The organism is Streptomyces sp. GMY02 (assembly GCF_019056675.1).
Taxonomy (GTDB): domain Bacteria; phylum Actinomycetota; class Actinomycetes; order Streptomycetales; family Streptomycetaceae; genus Streptomyces; species Streptomyces odonnellii.
On record NZ_CP077658.1, the window covers coordinates 5,567,797 to 5,581,950 of the forward strand.

Here is a 14,154-nt window from a genome sequence, read left to right on the forward strand (position 1 = left end):
GGCGCTTTCCATATCCCCGGAGCGGATTCCCCCCACGGGATCCGGGCCGGGCGTCTGCCGTAACCAGCAGCGGCTTGCTCGCGCGGTCTGACCGGGGTACGTACGGGAGGGCCGCTCAAAGCTCCCCAATGCACGTGCCCCGGTCAATCGCTTGTCCTAGATGTCCCCCAAGACATCTCTGACATCCCTTCGAACGTCCCCCAAGACGTTCTCTGGCATTGTCCTCTTAGACTCGCGAGCCCCCCGGATGGTTACCCCTCAATCTATGTGATCTAGATCTCTTTGTGAAGGTCCTGTGGTTCATGTGAAGGACCACTGATGCAAAGATTTCGTAACCCCTGAGGGATCGGGGCGTTGGGTGTTCGGGGTGGCGGAATTCAGGCCTGACCGGCCAGTTCGTACCCCGCCTCGTCGACAGCGGCGCGCACGGCGTCCTCGTCGAGCGGGGTCCTGGATACCACAGTCACCTGTCCGGTGGTGGCCGAAGCCGCTACGGAGACGACACCCTCGATCCCGGAGATCTCGCCGGAGACGGCGCCCTCGCAGTGGCCGCAGGTCATGCCCGTCACCTGGTAGACCGTGGTGATCTCGCCGGTCCGGCCGGCGGGGCCGCTGTCGTGGCAGGAACCGGTGGGTGAGCAGCAGGAGCCGGTGGTTCCGGCGGGCTCGGTCTTCGCCTCGGTGGTCACGGCGTTCTCCTTCTCGGGTTTTCGGGGATGCCGACGGTAGCGCCCATGAAATCATACCCCTAGGGGGTATGAAGGTGAACGCCTGCCCCGTGCCGCTTGCTGGCGCTCCGTCAGCGGTCTCCGACCAGCGGCTGCAGATAGCGGAAGAGGACCGTCTTCAGCTCCGCGGTGTAGGCCGCCCGCTGGTCCGGCTCCGCGGCGAGGACCAGATCCAGGCCGGACTTGAAGATGACGAAGGTCGTCTGCGCGATGCGGGTGATGTCCGGCTCCGGAGCCGCCGGGAGATAGCCGGCCAGGATCTCCTCGACCCGGGTGAGCATCGAGGAGTGCAGGGCGTCGTGGTCCCGGGCGATACGGCCGGGGATGTCGGGGCCGTGCATCAGTACGGAGAAGGCCGGATTCTCGTAGTTGAACTGGATCAGCGGGTCGAGAACGGCGTCCAGGAGCTGGTCCAAGGGCAGTTCGAAATGGGCGGGGACGAATGCCTGCCCGTACGACGCGCGCCAGCGGGCCAGGAGCTGGTCGCCCAGCTCGACCGCGATGGCCTCTTTGTTCGGGAAGAACTGGTACAGCGTGCCCGGGGAGACACCGGCCTCCCGGGCGATGGAGTTGGTGCTCGCCGCGGCGTAGCCGGTGGTGCAGAAGACATGGGCCGCGGCTTCGAGGAGCTGGGCGATACGGCGCTCGCCGCGGGCCTGTCGCCGGCGTGGTTTCCCCGCCTCCGTGGCGTCGCTCTTCGGCTCCGGCATGGATATCCCCGGCTTTCCTGGATCAGTTGACAAACGCGAGTGGTCGCTCGCATTCTTGATTAATGCGAGCGATGACTCGTGTTTGCCAGTCTATGGCAATGGCTGACCCGTGCCACGGGTCACGGTGAAGGGGACACCGCACCATGTCCGAAGTCAACACCGGCCCTCGCATCGGGGGCTGGACCCGGTTCGTCACCGCGCGGCCCAGGCTCTCCCTGCTGGTCGCGCTGGTGATCACGGCCCTGGCGGTGTTCGCCGGGAGCGGGGTCGCCGACCGGATGGGCAGCGGTGGATGGGAGGACCCGGCCGCCGAGTCGACATATGCGACCAAGGCGCTGGAGCGGGAGTTCCCCGCCTCCGAGCCGAATCTGCTGCTCCTGGTCGACAGCGGCAGCCGCAGCGTGGACGACCCCGCTGTGGCCGCCGAGGCGAAGCGGCTCACCGACCGGCTGGCGGCCGAGAAGAGCATCACCGGCGTCGGCTCCTACTGGAGTACGGGGGCGCCCGCGCTGCGTGCCGAGGACGGGCGGGAGGCGCTGATCGCGGCCCGGATCGAGGGCGACGAGAAGACCGCCGCCGCGATCCTGGACCGGTTGGCCCCCGAATTCCGCGGCACGCACGGGTCGTTGGAGGTCTCAGTCGGCGGGCCCGTCGCCGTGCGGCACGAGATGCAGAGCATCATCCAGGAAGACCTCATGAGGGCCGAGCTGATCGCGCTGCCGGTCACGCTGGTGCTGCTGGTGATGGTGTTCGGCAGCGCGGTCGCCGCCCTGCTGCCGCTGGGCGTCGGCATTGTCGCCATCCTGGGGACGAACGCGGTGCTGCGCGGCATCACCGAGTTCACCGATGTCTCGGTCTTCGCGCAGAACCTCACCACGGCTCTCGGGCTCGGACTGGCCATCGACTACGCGCTGTTCATTGTCCGCCGGTTCCGCGAGGAGCTGGCCGAAGGAGCAGAGGTGCGCGATGCCGTGGGTGCCACACTGCGCACCGCGGGGCGCACGGTGGTGTTCTCGGCGCTGACCGTCGCGGTGTCGCTGGCCGCGATGCTGGTCTTCCCGCAGTACTTCCTCCGCTCCTTCGCCTATGCCGGGATAGCGGTGGTGGTGTTGGCCGCGGCTGCCGCGCTGATCCTGCTGCCGGCCGCGCTGATGCTGCTGGGCCACCGGGTCAACTCCCTGGACCTGCGAAGGCTGCTGCGCCGGGGCCGACGTCCCTCCGCCGGGGCGGAGGGAGCCGGGTGGGGGCGGATGGCGGCGCTGGTGATGCGCAGGGCCCCGTTGTTCGCGATCGCCACGACGGCCGGGCTCGTGCTGCTCGGACTGCCGTTCCTGGGGGCCCAGTTCGGCACGGCCGACCACCGTCAGCTTCCGGCCGGCGCCGAGTCACGGGTGGTCCAGGAGGAGATACGGGACGGCTTCCCCGGCAGCCCGAGCGGCGGCCTGGAGATCCTCACGGAAGGCACGGCCACACCCGCCCAATACGCCGACTACCGCGGCCGGATAGCCGCTCTCCCGGGAGTGGCGAGGGTCGACGGTCCCATCACCTCGGACGGTCACGGGTACTTCACGGTGCTGCCGGAAGGCGAGGCGGTGGGGGAGGCGTCCCAGCGGCTCGTTCATGAGGTCCGTGCCGAACAGGCTCCGTTCGACACCTCGGTGACCGGCGCCGCGGCCGTACTGGTCGACTCCAAGGACGCGATCGCGGACCGGCTGCCCTGGGCGGCGGGCATCATCGTCGTGGTCACCCTGCTGCTGGTCTTCCTGCTCACCGGCAGCGTGCTGATACCGGTCCAGGCGGTCGTGCTCAACGCGCTGAGTCTCACGGCGATGTTCGGGGCGGTGGTCTGGGTCTTCCAGGACGGTCATCTGTCCGGGCTGCTGGCCTTCACCTCCACCGGGGACATAGAAACCACCCTGCCGGTGCTGATGTTCTGTGTCGCCTTCGGGCTCTCCATGGACTACGGAGTCTTCCTGCTCTCCCGGATCAAGGAGGAGTACGACAGCAGCGGTGACCACGAGCGGGCGGTGGCCTTCGGGCTCCGGCGCACGGGAGGGCTGATCACCGCGGCCGCCGTGATCCTGGCGGTGGTCATGGTCGCCATCGGCACCTCGCGGGTGACCAATACGAAGATGCTCGGTCTGGGGATCGCGCTCGCTGTGATCATGGACGCGATGGTGGTGCGCAGTCTGCTGGTCCCGGCGGTGATGAAGCTGACGGGGAAGGCGACATGGTGGGCGCCCGGCCCGCTGCGCCGCTTCCACTCGCGGTTCGGCCTGAGCGAGGGCGAGCCGGGAGCGGGCCCCGCGGAGAGCGCCAAGTCCGTTGCCCGGGACAAGGGCCCTGACCAAGGCCGTTACGAGGACCGGGACTTGGACACGGCGGGAGTCTGACGCGGGGGACACGGCAGGGGGAAGGGGGAGGTCCCGTACCGGATCGGTACGGGACCTCCCATGAGCCCCTTCGTCAACTACCGCTGTGCGCCGGTGCGGTCGGCATCAGCTTCTGCTGCCTCTGTTACCGGGGCGCTTGGCCACCCAGGCTCGGACGGTGTCCGCGTACCAGTAGGGCTTGCCGTTCTCCACATGGTCGGGCTGCGGAAGCAGTCCGTGCTTGCGGTACGAGCGGACCGTGTCGGGTTGTACCCGGATATGCGCCGCGATCTCCTTGTAGGACCAGAGCCTTTTGTCCGTCATCAGTTGGCACCTCCCTGCGTCCGCCGCAGGGAGGTCTGTCGACCGTCGGGGGGAACTGCGGCTGGGACGCTGGCGATCACTCAGCCTGTGCCCAGCGAGCCACGCAGAGTGATGGGGAAAGCGGAATTGTCGCCTCCCTGTGACGGAAGACCCGTGTAATGGAGATATGTGTGACGTTGGGGGGACCCTTGTGACAGATACGGCACATGTGACACGTGTACATCAAAAGGGGGTGAGGTGATCAGAGGGTGATCAGGCGCCGCAGCTCCGCAGGAACTGCCGGGTGCGGGTGGCGATGGGGAGGGGCTTGTCGGGCGGACAGGGATACATGTCCTGCTCGACGATGGCGAAGAGGTCGACGTCCAGCCGCTGGGCCGCCGCCAGGACCGGCTCCAGCGCGGGCACCCCGCTCGGCGGCTCGCACATCACCCCGCGCCCGACGGCCGGCCCGAAGGGCACCTCGTCCGCGACGACCCCGGCGAGGATCTCCGGATCCACCTGCTTGAGATGGAGATAGCCGATCCGCTCGCCATAGGTCTCGATCAGCTTGACGCTGTCGCCGCCGCAGTAGGCGTAGTGCCCGGTGTCCAGACAGAGCGACACCAGCCCCGGATCGGTGGAGTCCAGGAAACGGCTGACGTTCTCCTCGCTGTCGATGTGGGTGTCGGCATGCGGGTGGACGACGATGCCCAGTCCGTACCGGTCACCCACCTCGCGGGCCAGGCGCTCGGTCTGGGTGGTCAGATCGCGCCATTGTGCGGCGGTGAGGGTCCGGTCCTCCAGGACCTTCCCGGTCTTGTCGTCGCGCCAGAAGGACGGGATGACAACAAGGTGGTCCGCGCCCATCGCCCGAGTGAGTGCGGCGATGTCCGCGACATGCGCCCAGGTCTTCTCCCAGACCGCGGGTCCATGGTGCAGGCCGGTGAAGACGGTGCCGGCCGAGACCTTCAGCCCGCGCCGGGCGGTCTCCTCGCCCAGCCGGGCGGGATCGGTGGGGAGATAGCCGTAGGGGCCGAGTTCGATCCACTCGTAGCCGGCCTCGGCGACCTCGTCGAGGAAGCGCTGCCAGGGGACCTGCTGCGGATCGTCGGGAAACCACACCCCCCAGGAGTCGGGGGCGGACCCGACCCGGATGCGGTTGAGCGTGGGCACGGAGGAGGTCATGGCGGTCAGCTTTCCCGCCGTGCCGAAAGAGGTCAAGCCTTCGTCCGAATGTCAGGACAAAACGTTGACAGGTCCGGGGACGACCATTACACCTGGGGTTGGCCGGGGACCCGGCACCCGCTGTCGAACCGAAGGGACCGCGTATGACCGCGCCGTACGACGTGATCACCATGGGCCGGATCGGCGTCGACATCTATCCGCTGCGGACCGGAGTCCCGCTGGCTCAGGTGGACACCTTCGGGAAGTTCCTCGGAGGCTCGGCGACGAATGTCGCGGTCGCGGCGGCCCGGCTGGGGCGGCGCGCCGCCGTTGTCACCCGTACAGGCCAGGACGCCTTCGGGGACTATCTCCACCAGGCGCTTCGGGAGTTCGGGGTCGACGACCGCTGGGTGACCGCCGTCGACCGCTATCCGACCCCGGTCACCTTCTGCGAGGTCTTTCCGCCGGACGACTTCCCCCTCTACTTCTACCGGCTTCCCAAGGCCCCCGATCTGGAGATCCACACGCATGAACTGGACCTGGACGCGATTCGCGCGGCCCGGATCTTCTGGATGACCGGCACCGGCCTGTGCGCGGAGCCCAGCCGCTCGTCGACGCTCACCGCGCTGGAGGCACGCGCCAGGTCCGGCATCACCGTCTTCGACCTCGACTGGCGGCCCATGTTCTGGCCGGGGGACGTCGGCACCGAGGGCCAGGTCGCCGCCGGACCGCGTGACGAGCCACGGGAGCTGTACGCCCAGGCCCTGCGGCATGCCACGGTCGCCGTCGGCAATCTCGACGAGTGCGAGGTGGCCGTGGGGGAGCGCGACCCCGAGGCCGCCGCGCGGGCGCTGCTGGCCGCCGGAGCCGAACTGGCCGTCGTCAAACAGGGGCCCAAGGGCGTGCTCGCCCTCCACCGTGACGGCACCCGCGCCGATGTGCCGCCCGTCCCGGTGGAGGTCGTCAACGGACTCGGCGCCGGGGACGCGTTCGGCGGAGCCCTCTGCCACGGACTGCTCGCGGGCTGGGAACTGGAGCGTGTCATGCGGTACGCCAACGCGGCGGGCGCCATCGTCGCCGGCCGTCTCGCCTGTTCGTCCGCGATGCCGTACGAGCACGAGGTGGCGCAGGTGCTCGCGGGCGGCCCGTTCCCGGCCCAGGACCCCGTACCGGCTCCGCCGCAGGACACCCGGAACGGTGCCGCCCCACCCGGTGCCGCACCCGACAGACCGTCCGGCACCCGGCCGGGTACGGAGCCCGCCAGGCCCTCCGGCACCCCGTCCGCCGCACCTTCCGAGACATCCTCCGGCACGTCCGCCCCGGGAGCGCTGTCATGACCGCCATCGATGTATCCGAGCTGGTCAAGCTCCGTGCGCAGCGTCCCGAGGCCGTTGCCGAGGCCGCTGCCCGCCGGATCCGCCGCCCCCTCATACGGTCCACCGGCCCCTCCGCGGGCCGGCTCATGATCATCGCCGCCGATCACCCGGCCCGTGGTGCCCTCGCCGTCGGGGACCGCCGCTTCGCCATGGCCGACCGCCTCGACCTGCTGGAGCGGCTCTGTCTGGCCCTGTCGCGCCCCGGCGTCGACGGGGTGCTCGCCAGCGCCGACATCCTCGACGACCTGCTGCTCCTCGGTGCCCTGGAGGACCGGGTCGTCGTCGGCTCGATGAACCGCGGCGGCCTCGCGGGCGCCGCCTTCGAGCTCGACGACCGCTTCACCGGACACCGCCCCGAGGACCTCACCCGGCTGGGTTTCGACGCGGGCAAGCTGCTGCTCCGTATCGACTACGAGGATCCGCGCTCCCTGGACACCCTCTACTCCTCCGCCCGCGCCGTCGACGCCATGGCCGAGCGCCGGCTGCCGGTCTTCGTCGAACCGTTCATCTGCCATCGCGTCGACGGACGGCTCCGTACGGACCTGGGCGCCGAGGCCGTGACACGGTCGATCGCCATCGCATCGGGGCTGGCCGGTACGTCCGCGTACACCTGGTTGAAGGTTCCCGTTACCCAGAACCCCGACGATATGGCCCGAGTCATGGAGACCTCGACCCTTCCGGCCGTCCTGCTCGGCGGCGAGATCGGGGGCGATCAGGAGGGCGCGTACGAGAAATGGCGCGGGGCGCTGCGGCTGCCCACCGTCCAGGGCCTGGTCGTGGGCCGCTCGCTGCTCTATCCGGTCGACGGCGATGTGGCGGGGGCTGTCGACATCGCGGTGGGGCTGCTCTAGTGGGTACGGGAGACGGTATGACCACCGACCATGACCGGTATGTGCCCGCGGGCAGCGCCTCGTCAGGACCGTACGCCCTCGACATCGGCCCCGAGCGGGCCGGCTGGTCCCACAGCAGCCTCCGCGTCCTGGAACTCCCGCCCGGTGGCAGCCACTCCCTGGCCACCGGGGACAGCGAGTGGATCGTGCTTCCGCTCACCGGCGGTTGTACGGTGCACACGCAGGGCGAGTTTTTTGAACTGCTGGGCAGGGAAAGCGTGTTCGGCGGAGTCACCGACTTCGCGTACGTTCCGCGCGACGCCCATGCACAGATCGCCTCCGGTGCGGGAGGCCGCTTCGCCCTGGCAGGAGCGAGGTGCGAGCGACGACTCCCCGCTCGCTACGGCCCCGCGCCGGAGGTTCCGGTCGAGTTGCGCGGCGCGGGCACCTGCTCGCGCCAGGTCAACAACTTCGCCGCCGCCGGTGTCTTCGACTGCGACCGGCTCATCGCGGTCGAGGTGATCACCCCGGGCGGCAACTGGTCGTCATATCCGCCGCACAAACACGACGAGTACCAGCCGGGCGTCGAGTCGGAGCTGGAGGAGATCTACTACTTCGAGATCGACGGCGGCGGCCTCGGCTACCACCGGGTCTCGCCCTCCCGTCCCGGCGGTACGGATGTCCTCGCCGAGGTCCGTACGGGCGACACCGTCCTCATCCCGGACGGCTGGCACGGCCCGTCGATCGCCGCGCCCGGCCGCGACATGTACTACCTGAATGTGATGGCGGGACCGGGGGAGTCCAGGGAGTGGCTCATCCGCGACCACCCCGACCACGGCTGGATCAGGGACACCTGGCCGGGGCTCGCCGTCGACCCGCGACTGCCGCTGTACGGAGCGGAGCCGCAGCCGCTCGGAGCCGAGGAGGGCCCCCGATGAGCACACGCCGACTCACCGTCGCCCAGGCACTGATCACCTTCCTGACCAGGCAGTACAGCGAACGGGACGGCCGCAGACAGCGCCTGGTCAATGCCACCTGGGGCATCTTCGGACATGGCAATGTGGCGGGTATCGGCCAAGCCCTTGTCCAGTCCTCGGACGACATGAGGTACTTGCAGGGACGGAACGAACAGGCCATGGTCCACGCCGCCGTTGGCTATGCCCGTCAGTCCAACCGCCTGTCCGCCCATGCCGTGACCACCTCCATCGGCCCCGGCGCCACCAATCTCGTCACCGGTGCGGCACTCGCCACCATCAACCGCCTCCCCGTGCTGCTGCTCCCCGGTGACACCTTCGCCACCCGTCCTGCCGACCCCGTACTCCAGCAGCTCGAAGTCCCCTCCGCGGGCGATGTATCCGTCAACGACGCCCTGCGGCCGGTCTCGGTGTATTTCGACCGCGTCACTCGCCCCGAGGCGCTCGTCCCGGCCGCGCTCGCCGCGATGCGGGTGCTCAGCGACCCCGCGCAGACCGGGGCCGTCACGCTCGCGCTGCCGCAGGATGTGCAGGCGGAGGTGTACGACTGGCCGGAGGAGTTCTTCGCCGAGCGTGTCTGGCGGGTCCGCCGTCAGGCGCCCGATCCGGATGAACTCGCCGAGGCGGTACGGCTGGTACGGGCAGCAGAGCGCCCGCTGCTGGTCGCGGGCGGCGGGGTGCACTACAGCGCGGCGGAGGAGGCGCTGGCCGCGCTCGCCGACGCCACCGGCATCCCGGTCGCCTCCACTCAGGCCGGCAAGGGCTCGCTACCCCACGACCACGCCTGCGATGTCGGCGGAATCGGGCACACCGGCACCGCCACCGCCGATGAACTGGCCAGGACCGCGGATCTGGTGATCGGCGTCGGCACCCGGTGGTCGGACTTCTCCACCGCGTCCGCCACGCTCTTCGCGAATCCGGCGGTCCGCTTCCTCAATATCAATGTCACCGGCTTCGACGCCCACAAGCTCGCGGCCCACCCGCTGGTGGCGGACGCCCGTACCGCCCTGGAGGGACTCACCGCCGCCCTCACCGAGGGGGACGGACACCGGGTCGCACCCGGGTACGCGGCCGAGTACGGCGAGGACAAGGAGCGCTGGGAGTACCGCGTGGACGCCGCGTTCGCCGCGGACGAGGACCTGGTGCGCCCCACCCAGGCACAGGTCCTCGGTGTGCTCGACGCGCTGGTCACCGGCGAGGACATCCTGATCAACGCGGCGGGATCGCTCCCCGGCGATCTCCACAAGCTGTGGCGGGCCCGCTCCCGCGACCAGTACCACATCGAATACGGCTACTCCTGCATGGGCTATGAGATCCCGGCCGCCCTCGGCGTCCTGCTCGCCGATCCCGGCCGACCGGTCTGGGCACTGGTCGGGGACGGTACGTATCTGATGAACCCCACCGAGATCGTCACCGGCGTCCAGGAGCGGCTGCCCCTCAAGGTGGTGATCCTCCAGAACCACGGGTACGCCTCCATCGGAGGGCTCTCCGAGTCGGTCGGCGCCGAACGGTTCGGTACGGCGTACCGCTTCCGGGCCGCCGACGGTACGTACACCGGCGCCCCGCTGCCCGTCGATCTCGCGGCCAACGCGGCGTCGCTCGGGATGCGGGTGATCCGCGCCAAGACCGTCCGTGACCTGCGTGAAGCACTGGCCGAGGCGCGCGCGGCGGACTCCCCCACATGTGTCTACGTGGAGACCGAAACCGCAGACACTGTGTCGGGCGTGCCCCCGGCCCAGGCGTGGTGGGATGTCCCCGTGGCCGGAACCGCGACCCGTACCGCCGCGGTCAAGGCCCGCGAGGAGTACGACCGGCACGCCGCCGCCCGCCGCCGTCATCTGTGAAGGAGCACGCAATGAAGACCGTCAACCACTGGATCGGTGGCAAGGCCGTCGAGGGCGCGTCGGGCAACTGGGGTCCGGTGACCGACCCGGCGACCGGCGCCGTCACCACACGCGTCGCGCTGGCCTCCGTCGAGGAGGTGGACAGCGCGGTCACCGCGGCGAAGGCCGCGTACGCCACCTGGGGGACCTCGTCCCTCGCCCAGCGCACCGGCATTCTCTTCCGCTACCGCGCCCTGCTCGATGCGCGCCGTGACGACATCGCCGCGCTGATCACGGCCGAGCACGGCAAGGTCCACTCGGATGCGCTCGGCGAGGTCGCACGAGGACTGGAGATCGTCGAGCTGGCCTGCGGGATCACCACCCAGCTCAAGGGAGAGCTGTCCACCCAGGTCTCCAACCGGGTGGATGTCTCGGCGATCCGCCAGCCGCTGGGCGTCGTCGCGGGCATCACGCCCTTCAACTTCCCGGCGATGGTGCCGATGTGGATGTTCCCGCTGGCGATCGCCTGCGGCAACACCTTCGTACTGAAGCCCAGCGAGAAGGACCCGTCGTCGGCGAATCTGCTGGCGGAGCTGGCCGCCGAGGCGGGGCTGCCCGACGGGGTGCTGAATGTCGTCCATGGCGACAAGGTCGCGGTGGACGCCCTGCTCGCGCACCCGGATGTGGCGGCGGTCTCCTTCGTCGGCTCCACGCCGATCGCCCGCTACATCCACGCGACGGCCTCCGCCAACGGCAAGCGGGTGCAGGCGCTCGGTGGCGCCAAGAACCACATGCTGGTGCTGCCCGACGCCGACCTGGACGCCGCGGCGGACGCGGCCGTATCGGCGGCGTACGGTTCGGCCGGCGAGCGGTGCATGGCGATCTCGGCGGTCGTGGCGGTGGGCGCGATCGGTGACGAACTGGTCGCCAAGATCCGGGAGCGCGCCGAGAAGATCAAGATCGGCCCCGGCAACGACCCGTCCTCCGAGATGGGCCCGCTCATCACCAAGGCCCACCGCGACAAGGTCGCCTCCTATGTCACGGGAGCGGCGGCCCAGGGTGCCGAGGTCGTTCTGGACGGCACGGGACACACCGTCGACGGCTTCGAGGACGGCCACTGGATCGGACTGTCCCTGCTCGACCGGGTCTCCACCGACTCCGACGCCTATCGCGACGAGATCTTCGGCCCGGTGCTGTGCGTGCTGCGCACGGCGACGTACGAGGAGGGCGTGGAGCTGATCAACGCCTCGCCGTTCGGCAATGGAACGGCCATCTTCACCCGCGACGGCGGTGCGGCCCGGCGCTTCCAGTTGGAGATCGAGGCCGGGATGGTCGGGGTGAATGTGCCGATCCCGGTGCCCGTCGGCTATCACTCCTTCGGCGGCTGGAAGGACTCGCTCTTCGGCGACCACCACATCTACGGCAACGACGGAGTGCACTTCTACACGCGCGGCAAGGTGGTCACCACCCGCTGGCCCGACCCGTCCGAGGCCCCGGCGGGCGTGGACCTGGGATTCCCGCGCAACCACTGAGTCCCGGAGGAGGTGGGACTCCGGCGCACAGGAGACTCCGGAGCATGTGAGCGGCGGCCCGTACGGACATCTCGTCCGTACGGGCCGCCGCTCGTCGTGGGCCGTTCGGGAACGGTTGATGAAGTCTTTGCCCGCTCCCCACCGCTACTCCGATCAAGCCTCCGGGCCACTTCAACGGCCGTGCCCCGCCCCGCGAGCCCCTCCCCCACCTCCTGCGGGGGACCGCCCGGACCGCCCGCTCCCGTGACCGGTGGCGCGACGGCCGCGTTGACCGGGCGCGGGCGTGGATACACGCTCGTAAGTTAGATGCTGGATACAACTGGTCCGGCGACCGGAAGCAGGAGGACACACATGTGTGGCATCACCGGTTGGGTCTCCTTCGACCGTGCACAGCTCGACGCCTCCGCGACGCTCGACGCGATGACCGCGACGATGGCGTGCCGGGGCCCCGACGCGGGAGGCACCTGGGTCAGCGGGCCCGCCGCCCTCGGACACCGGCGGCTGGCGATCATCGACCTGCCCGGCGGGCGGCAGCCGATGACCCTCGCGACCCCGCGGGGCACGCTCGCGCTCGTCTACTCCGGCGAGACCTACAACTTCACCGAGCTGCGCCGGGAGCTGGCCGGCCGCGGCCACCGCTTCCTCACCGACTCCGACACCGAGGTCGTCCTGCACGGCTATCTGGAGTGGGGGGAGGCCATGGCCGAGCACCTCAACGGGATGTACGCCTTCGCCGTCTGGGACGCCAGGTACGAGAAGCTCGTGCTGATCCGCGACCGGATGGGCATCAAGCCCCTCTACTACTTCCCGACCGCCGACGGAGTCCTCTTCGGCTCCGAGCCCAAGGCGATCCTCGCCAACCCGCTCGTCCGTGCCCGGGTCGGCCTCGACGGGCTGCGTGAACTGTTCGCCTTTGTGAAAACCCCTGGTCACGCGGTCTGGGACGGGATGCGCGAGGTGGAGCCAGGCACGGTCGTGACCGTGGACCGGAGCGGACTGCGCCGCCAGGTCTACTGGTCCCTGGAGACCCGGCCGCACCCCGACGACCAGGACACCACGGTGGCGCGGGTACGGGCGCTCCTCGACGACACCGTGCGCCGCCAACTCGTCTCGGACGTACCGCGCTGCACGCTCCTGTCCGGCGGGCTCGACTCCTCCGCGATGACCGCACTGGCCGCCCAGCAGCTCGCAGAGAGCGGCGAGAAGGTCCGCAGCTTCGCCGTGGACTTCGTCGGCCAGACCGAGCATTTCGTCGCCGACGCACTCCGCACCACCCCGGACACCCCCTTCGTCCACGATGTGGCGCGTGCGTCGGGCACGGTGCACCAGGACATCGTGCTCGATTCGAACGCCCTGGCCGACCCCGAGGTGCGGAGGCGGGTGATCAAGGCCCGTGACCTTCCCATGGGGCTCGGTGACATGGACGCGTCGCTCTATCTGCTCTTCCGGGCGATCAGGGAACACTCGACGGTCGCGCTCTCCGGCGAGTCGGCGGACGAGGTTTTCGGCGGGTACCTCCAGTTCTTCGACGAGGAGGCCAGGCGGGGCGACACGTTCCCCTGGCTGGTGCGGTTCGACGAGATGGTCGGGGACGACGCCACTGTGCTGCGGTCCGACGTGAACGCCGTCCTGGACATGCCGGGATTCCTGCGCGACAGCTATGCGACGGCCGTCGCGGGAATCGCTCGCCTCGACGGCGAGAGCGATTTCGAGTACCGGATGCGAAGGATCAGCTATCTCCATCTAACCCGGTTCGTACGGCTGCTGCTCGACCGGAAGGACCGGATGAGCATGGCCGTCGGGCTGGAGGTGCGGGTGCCGTACTGCGACCACCGGCTGGTCGAGTACGTGTACAACGCCCCCTGGTCGCTGAAGTCCTTCGACGGCAGGGAGAAGAGCCTGCTGCGGGAGGCGACGGCCGATCTGCTGCCGAGGTCGGTCTACGACCGGGTGAAGAGCCCCTATCCCACCACCCAGGACCCCAAGTACGGCATCGCTCTTCAGGAATACGCCAGGGATCTGCTCGCCGACCCCTCCCACCCGGTCTTCGCCCTGCTCGACCCCGCCAAGGTCCGCAGCGCGGTGGAACGGCACACTCCACAGGTCACCATGGCCTCCCGGCGCGGTCTGGAACGCACGCTGGATCTGGCGCTCTGGCTGGAGATGTACCGCCCGGAAATCATGCTGGACTGATCGCCGACTCCACCGTCCCGACTGCTTCTGACTACTCCTGCTCGCTTTTGACTGCCAAGGTGCTGAGGACTGCTCGGCGCCGCTCGGTACGGTGCGCGTACCGCGTCTGGAGTACATGGCGCAGCTTCCCTACTACCCGAGAAGGCCGC

Annotated in this window: 11 protein-coding genes; 7 read left to right on the forward strand and 4 right to left on the reverse strand. The window is 69.5% G+C overall.

What is annotated here, in order from left to right; translation table 11 throughout:
- Positions 1-377 precede the first annotated feature (377 nt).
- Both KQY30_RS23565 and KQY30_RS23570 read right to left on the reverse strand, forming a co-directional pair.
- Positions 378-689, reverse strand: coding sequence for a heavy-metal-associated domain-containing protein (locus KQY30_RS23565; RefSeq protein WP_217308534.1), 312 nt, complete (start codon positions 687-689; stop codon positions 378-380).
- Positions 690-799: 110 nt separating this feature from the next.
- Positions 800-1,438: a TetR/AcrR family transcriptional regulator gene (locus KQY30_RS23570; protein WP_217308535.1), complete on the reverse strand. Its 639-nt coding sequence runs from the start codon at positions 1,436-1,438 to the stop codon at positions 800-802.
- A 143-nt stretch (positions 1,439-1,581) separates the two neighbouring features.
- Between KQY30_RS23570 and KQY30_RS23575 the strand changes: the two genes are divergently transcribed.
- A complete protein-coding gene (locus tag KQY30_RS23575; RefSeq protein ID WP_217308536.1) occupies positions 1,582-3,831 on the forward strand; it encodes an MMPL family transporter in 2,250 nt (749 codons plus the stop codon).
- 105 nt (positions 3,832-3,936) lie between these two features.
- Here KQY30_RS23575 and KQY30_RS23580 read toward each other — a convergent pair whose 3' ends face one another.
- A complete protein-coding gene (locus KQY30_RS23580; RefSeq protein WP_046504254.1) occupies positions 3,937-4,134 on the reverse strand; it encodes an AlpA family transcriptional regulator in 198 nt (65 codons plus the stop codon).
- Between the two features lie 252 nt (positions 4,135-4,386).
- Positions 4,387-5,298, reverse strand: a complete 912-nt coding sequence (locus tag KQY30_RS23585; protein ID WP_217308537.1) for a sugar phosphate isomerase/epimerase — start codon at positions 5,296-5,298, stop codon at positions 4,387-4,389.
- Positions 5,299-5,441: 143 nt separating this feature from the next.
- Between KQY30_RS23585 and iolC the strand changes: the two genes are divergently transcribed.
- From iolC to asnB, 6 genes are all read left to right on the forward strand, one after another.
- Positions 5,442-6,614 carry a 5-dehydro-2-deoxygluconokinase gene (gene iolC, locus KQY30_RS23590; RefSeq protein ID WP_217308538.1) on the forward strand — a complete coding sequence of 391 codons (1,173 nt, stop codon included), beginning with the start codon at positions 5,442-5,444 and terminating at the stop codon, positions 6,612-6,614.
- Positions 6,611-7,504 carry a deoxyribose-phosphate aldolase gene (locus KQY30_RS23595; protein WP_217308539.1) on the forward strand — a complete coding sequence of 298 codons (894 nt, stop codon included), beginning with the start codon at positions 6,611-6,613 and terminating at the stop codon, positions 7,502-7,504. Before iolC ends, KQY30_RS23595 begins: the two co-directional genes overlap by 4 nt.
- Positions 7,505-7,521: 17 nt before the next feature.
- Positions 7,522-8,421, forward strand: a complete 900-nt coding sequence (gene iolB / locus KQY30_RS23600; RefSeq protein ID WP_217308540.1) for a 5-deoxy-glucuronate isomerase — start codon at positions 7,522-7,524, stop codon at positions 8,419-8,421.
- On the forward strand, positions 8,418-10,301 hold the full coding sequence (iolD, locus tag KQY30_RS23605; protein ID WP_217308541.1) for a 3D-(3,5/4)-trihydroxycyclohexane-1,2-dione acylhydrolase (decyclizing): 1,884 nt from the start codon (positions 8,418-8,420) through the stop codon (positions 10,299-10,301). The genes iolB and iolD overlap by 4 nt, the downstream gene beginning before the upstream one ends.
- Before the next feature lie 11 nt (positions 10,302-10,312).
- Positions 10,313-11,812 carry a CoA-acylating methylmalonate-semialdehyde dehydrogenase gene (mmsA, locus tag KQY30_RS23610; protein WP_046504268.1) on the forward strand — a complete coding sequence of 500 codons (1,500 nt, stop codon included), beginning with the start codon at positions 10,313-10,315 and terminating at the stop codon, positions 11,810-11,812.
- Between the two features lie 351 nt (positions 11,813-12,163).
- Complete coding sequence (asnB, locus tag KQY30_RS23615) at positions 12,164-14,005, forward strand: asparagine synthase (glutamine-hydrolyzing) (protein ID WP_217308542.1); 1,842 nt, start codon at positions 12,164-12,166, stop codon at positions 14,003-14,005.
- Positions 14,006-14,154: the final 149 nt, after the last annotated feature.

Coding starts and splice junctions, on each gene's coding strand:
- iolC (WP_217308538.1), top strand. CDS start 5,442: ATGACCGCGCCGTACGACGTGATCACCATGGGCCGGATCGGCGTCGAC.
- iolD (WP_217308541.1), top strand. CDS start 8,418: ATGAGCACACGCCGACTCACCGTCGCCCAGGCACTGATCACCTTCCTG.
- asnB (WP_217308542.1), top strand. CDS start 12,164: ATGTGTGGCATCACCGGTTGGGTCTCCTTCGACCGTGCACAGCTCGAC.
- KQY30_RS23570 (WP_217308535.1), bottom strand. CDS start 1,438: ATGCCGGAGCCGAAGAGCGACGCCACGGAGGCGGGGAAACCACGCCGG.
- KQY30_RS23585 (WP_217308537.1), bottom strand. CDS start 5,298: ATGACCTCCTCCGTGCCCACGCTCAACCGCATCCGGGTCGGGTCCGCC.
- KQY30_RS23580 (WP_046504254.1), bottom strand. CDS start 4,134: ATGACGGACAAAAGGCTCTGGTCCTACAAGGAGATCGCGGCGCATATC.
- mmsA (WP_046504268.1), top strand. CDS start 10,313: ATGAAGACCGTCAACCACTGGATCGGTGGCAAGGCCGTCGAGGGCGCG.
- KQY30_RS23575 (WP_217308536.1), top strand. CDS start 1,582: ATGTCCGAAGTCAACACCGGCCCTCGCATCGGGGGCTGGACCCGGTTC.
- KQY30_RS23595 (WP_217308539.1), top strand. CDS start 6,611: ATGACCGCCATCGATGTATCCGAGCTGGTCAAGCTCCGTGCGCAGCGT.
- iolB (WP_217308540.1), top strand. CDS start 7,522: ATGACCACCGACCATGACCGGTATGTGCCCGCGGGCAGCGCCTCGTCA.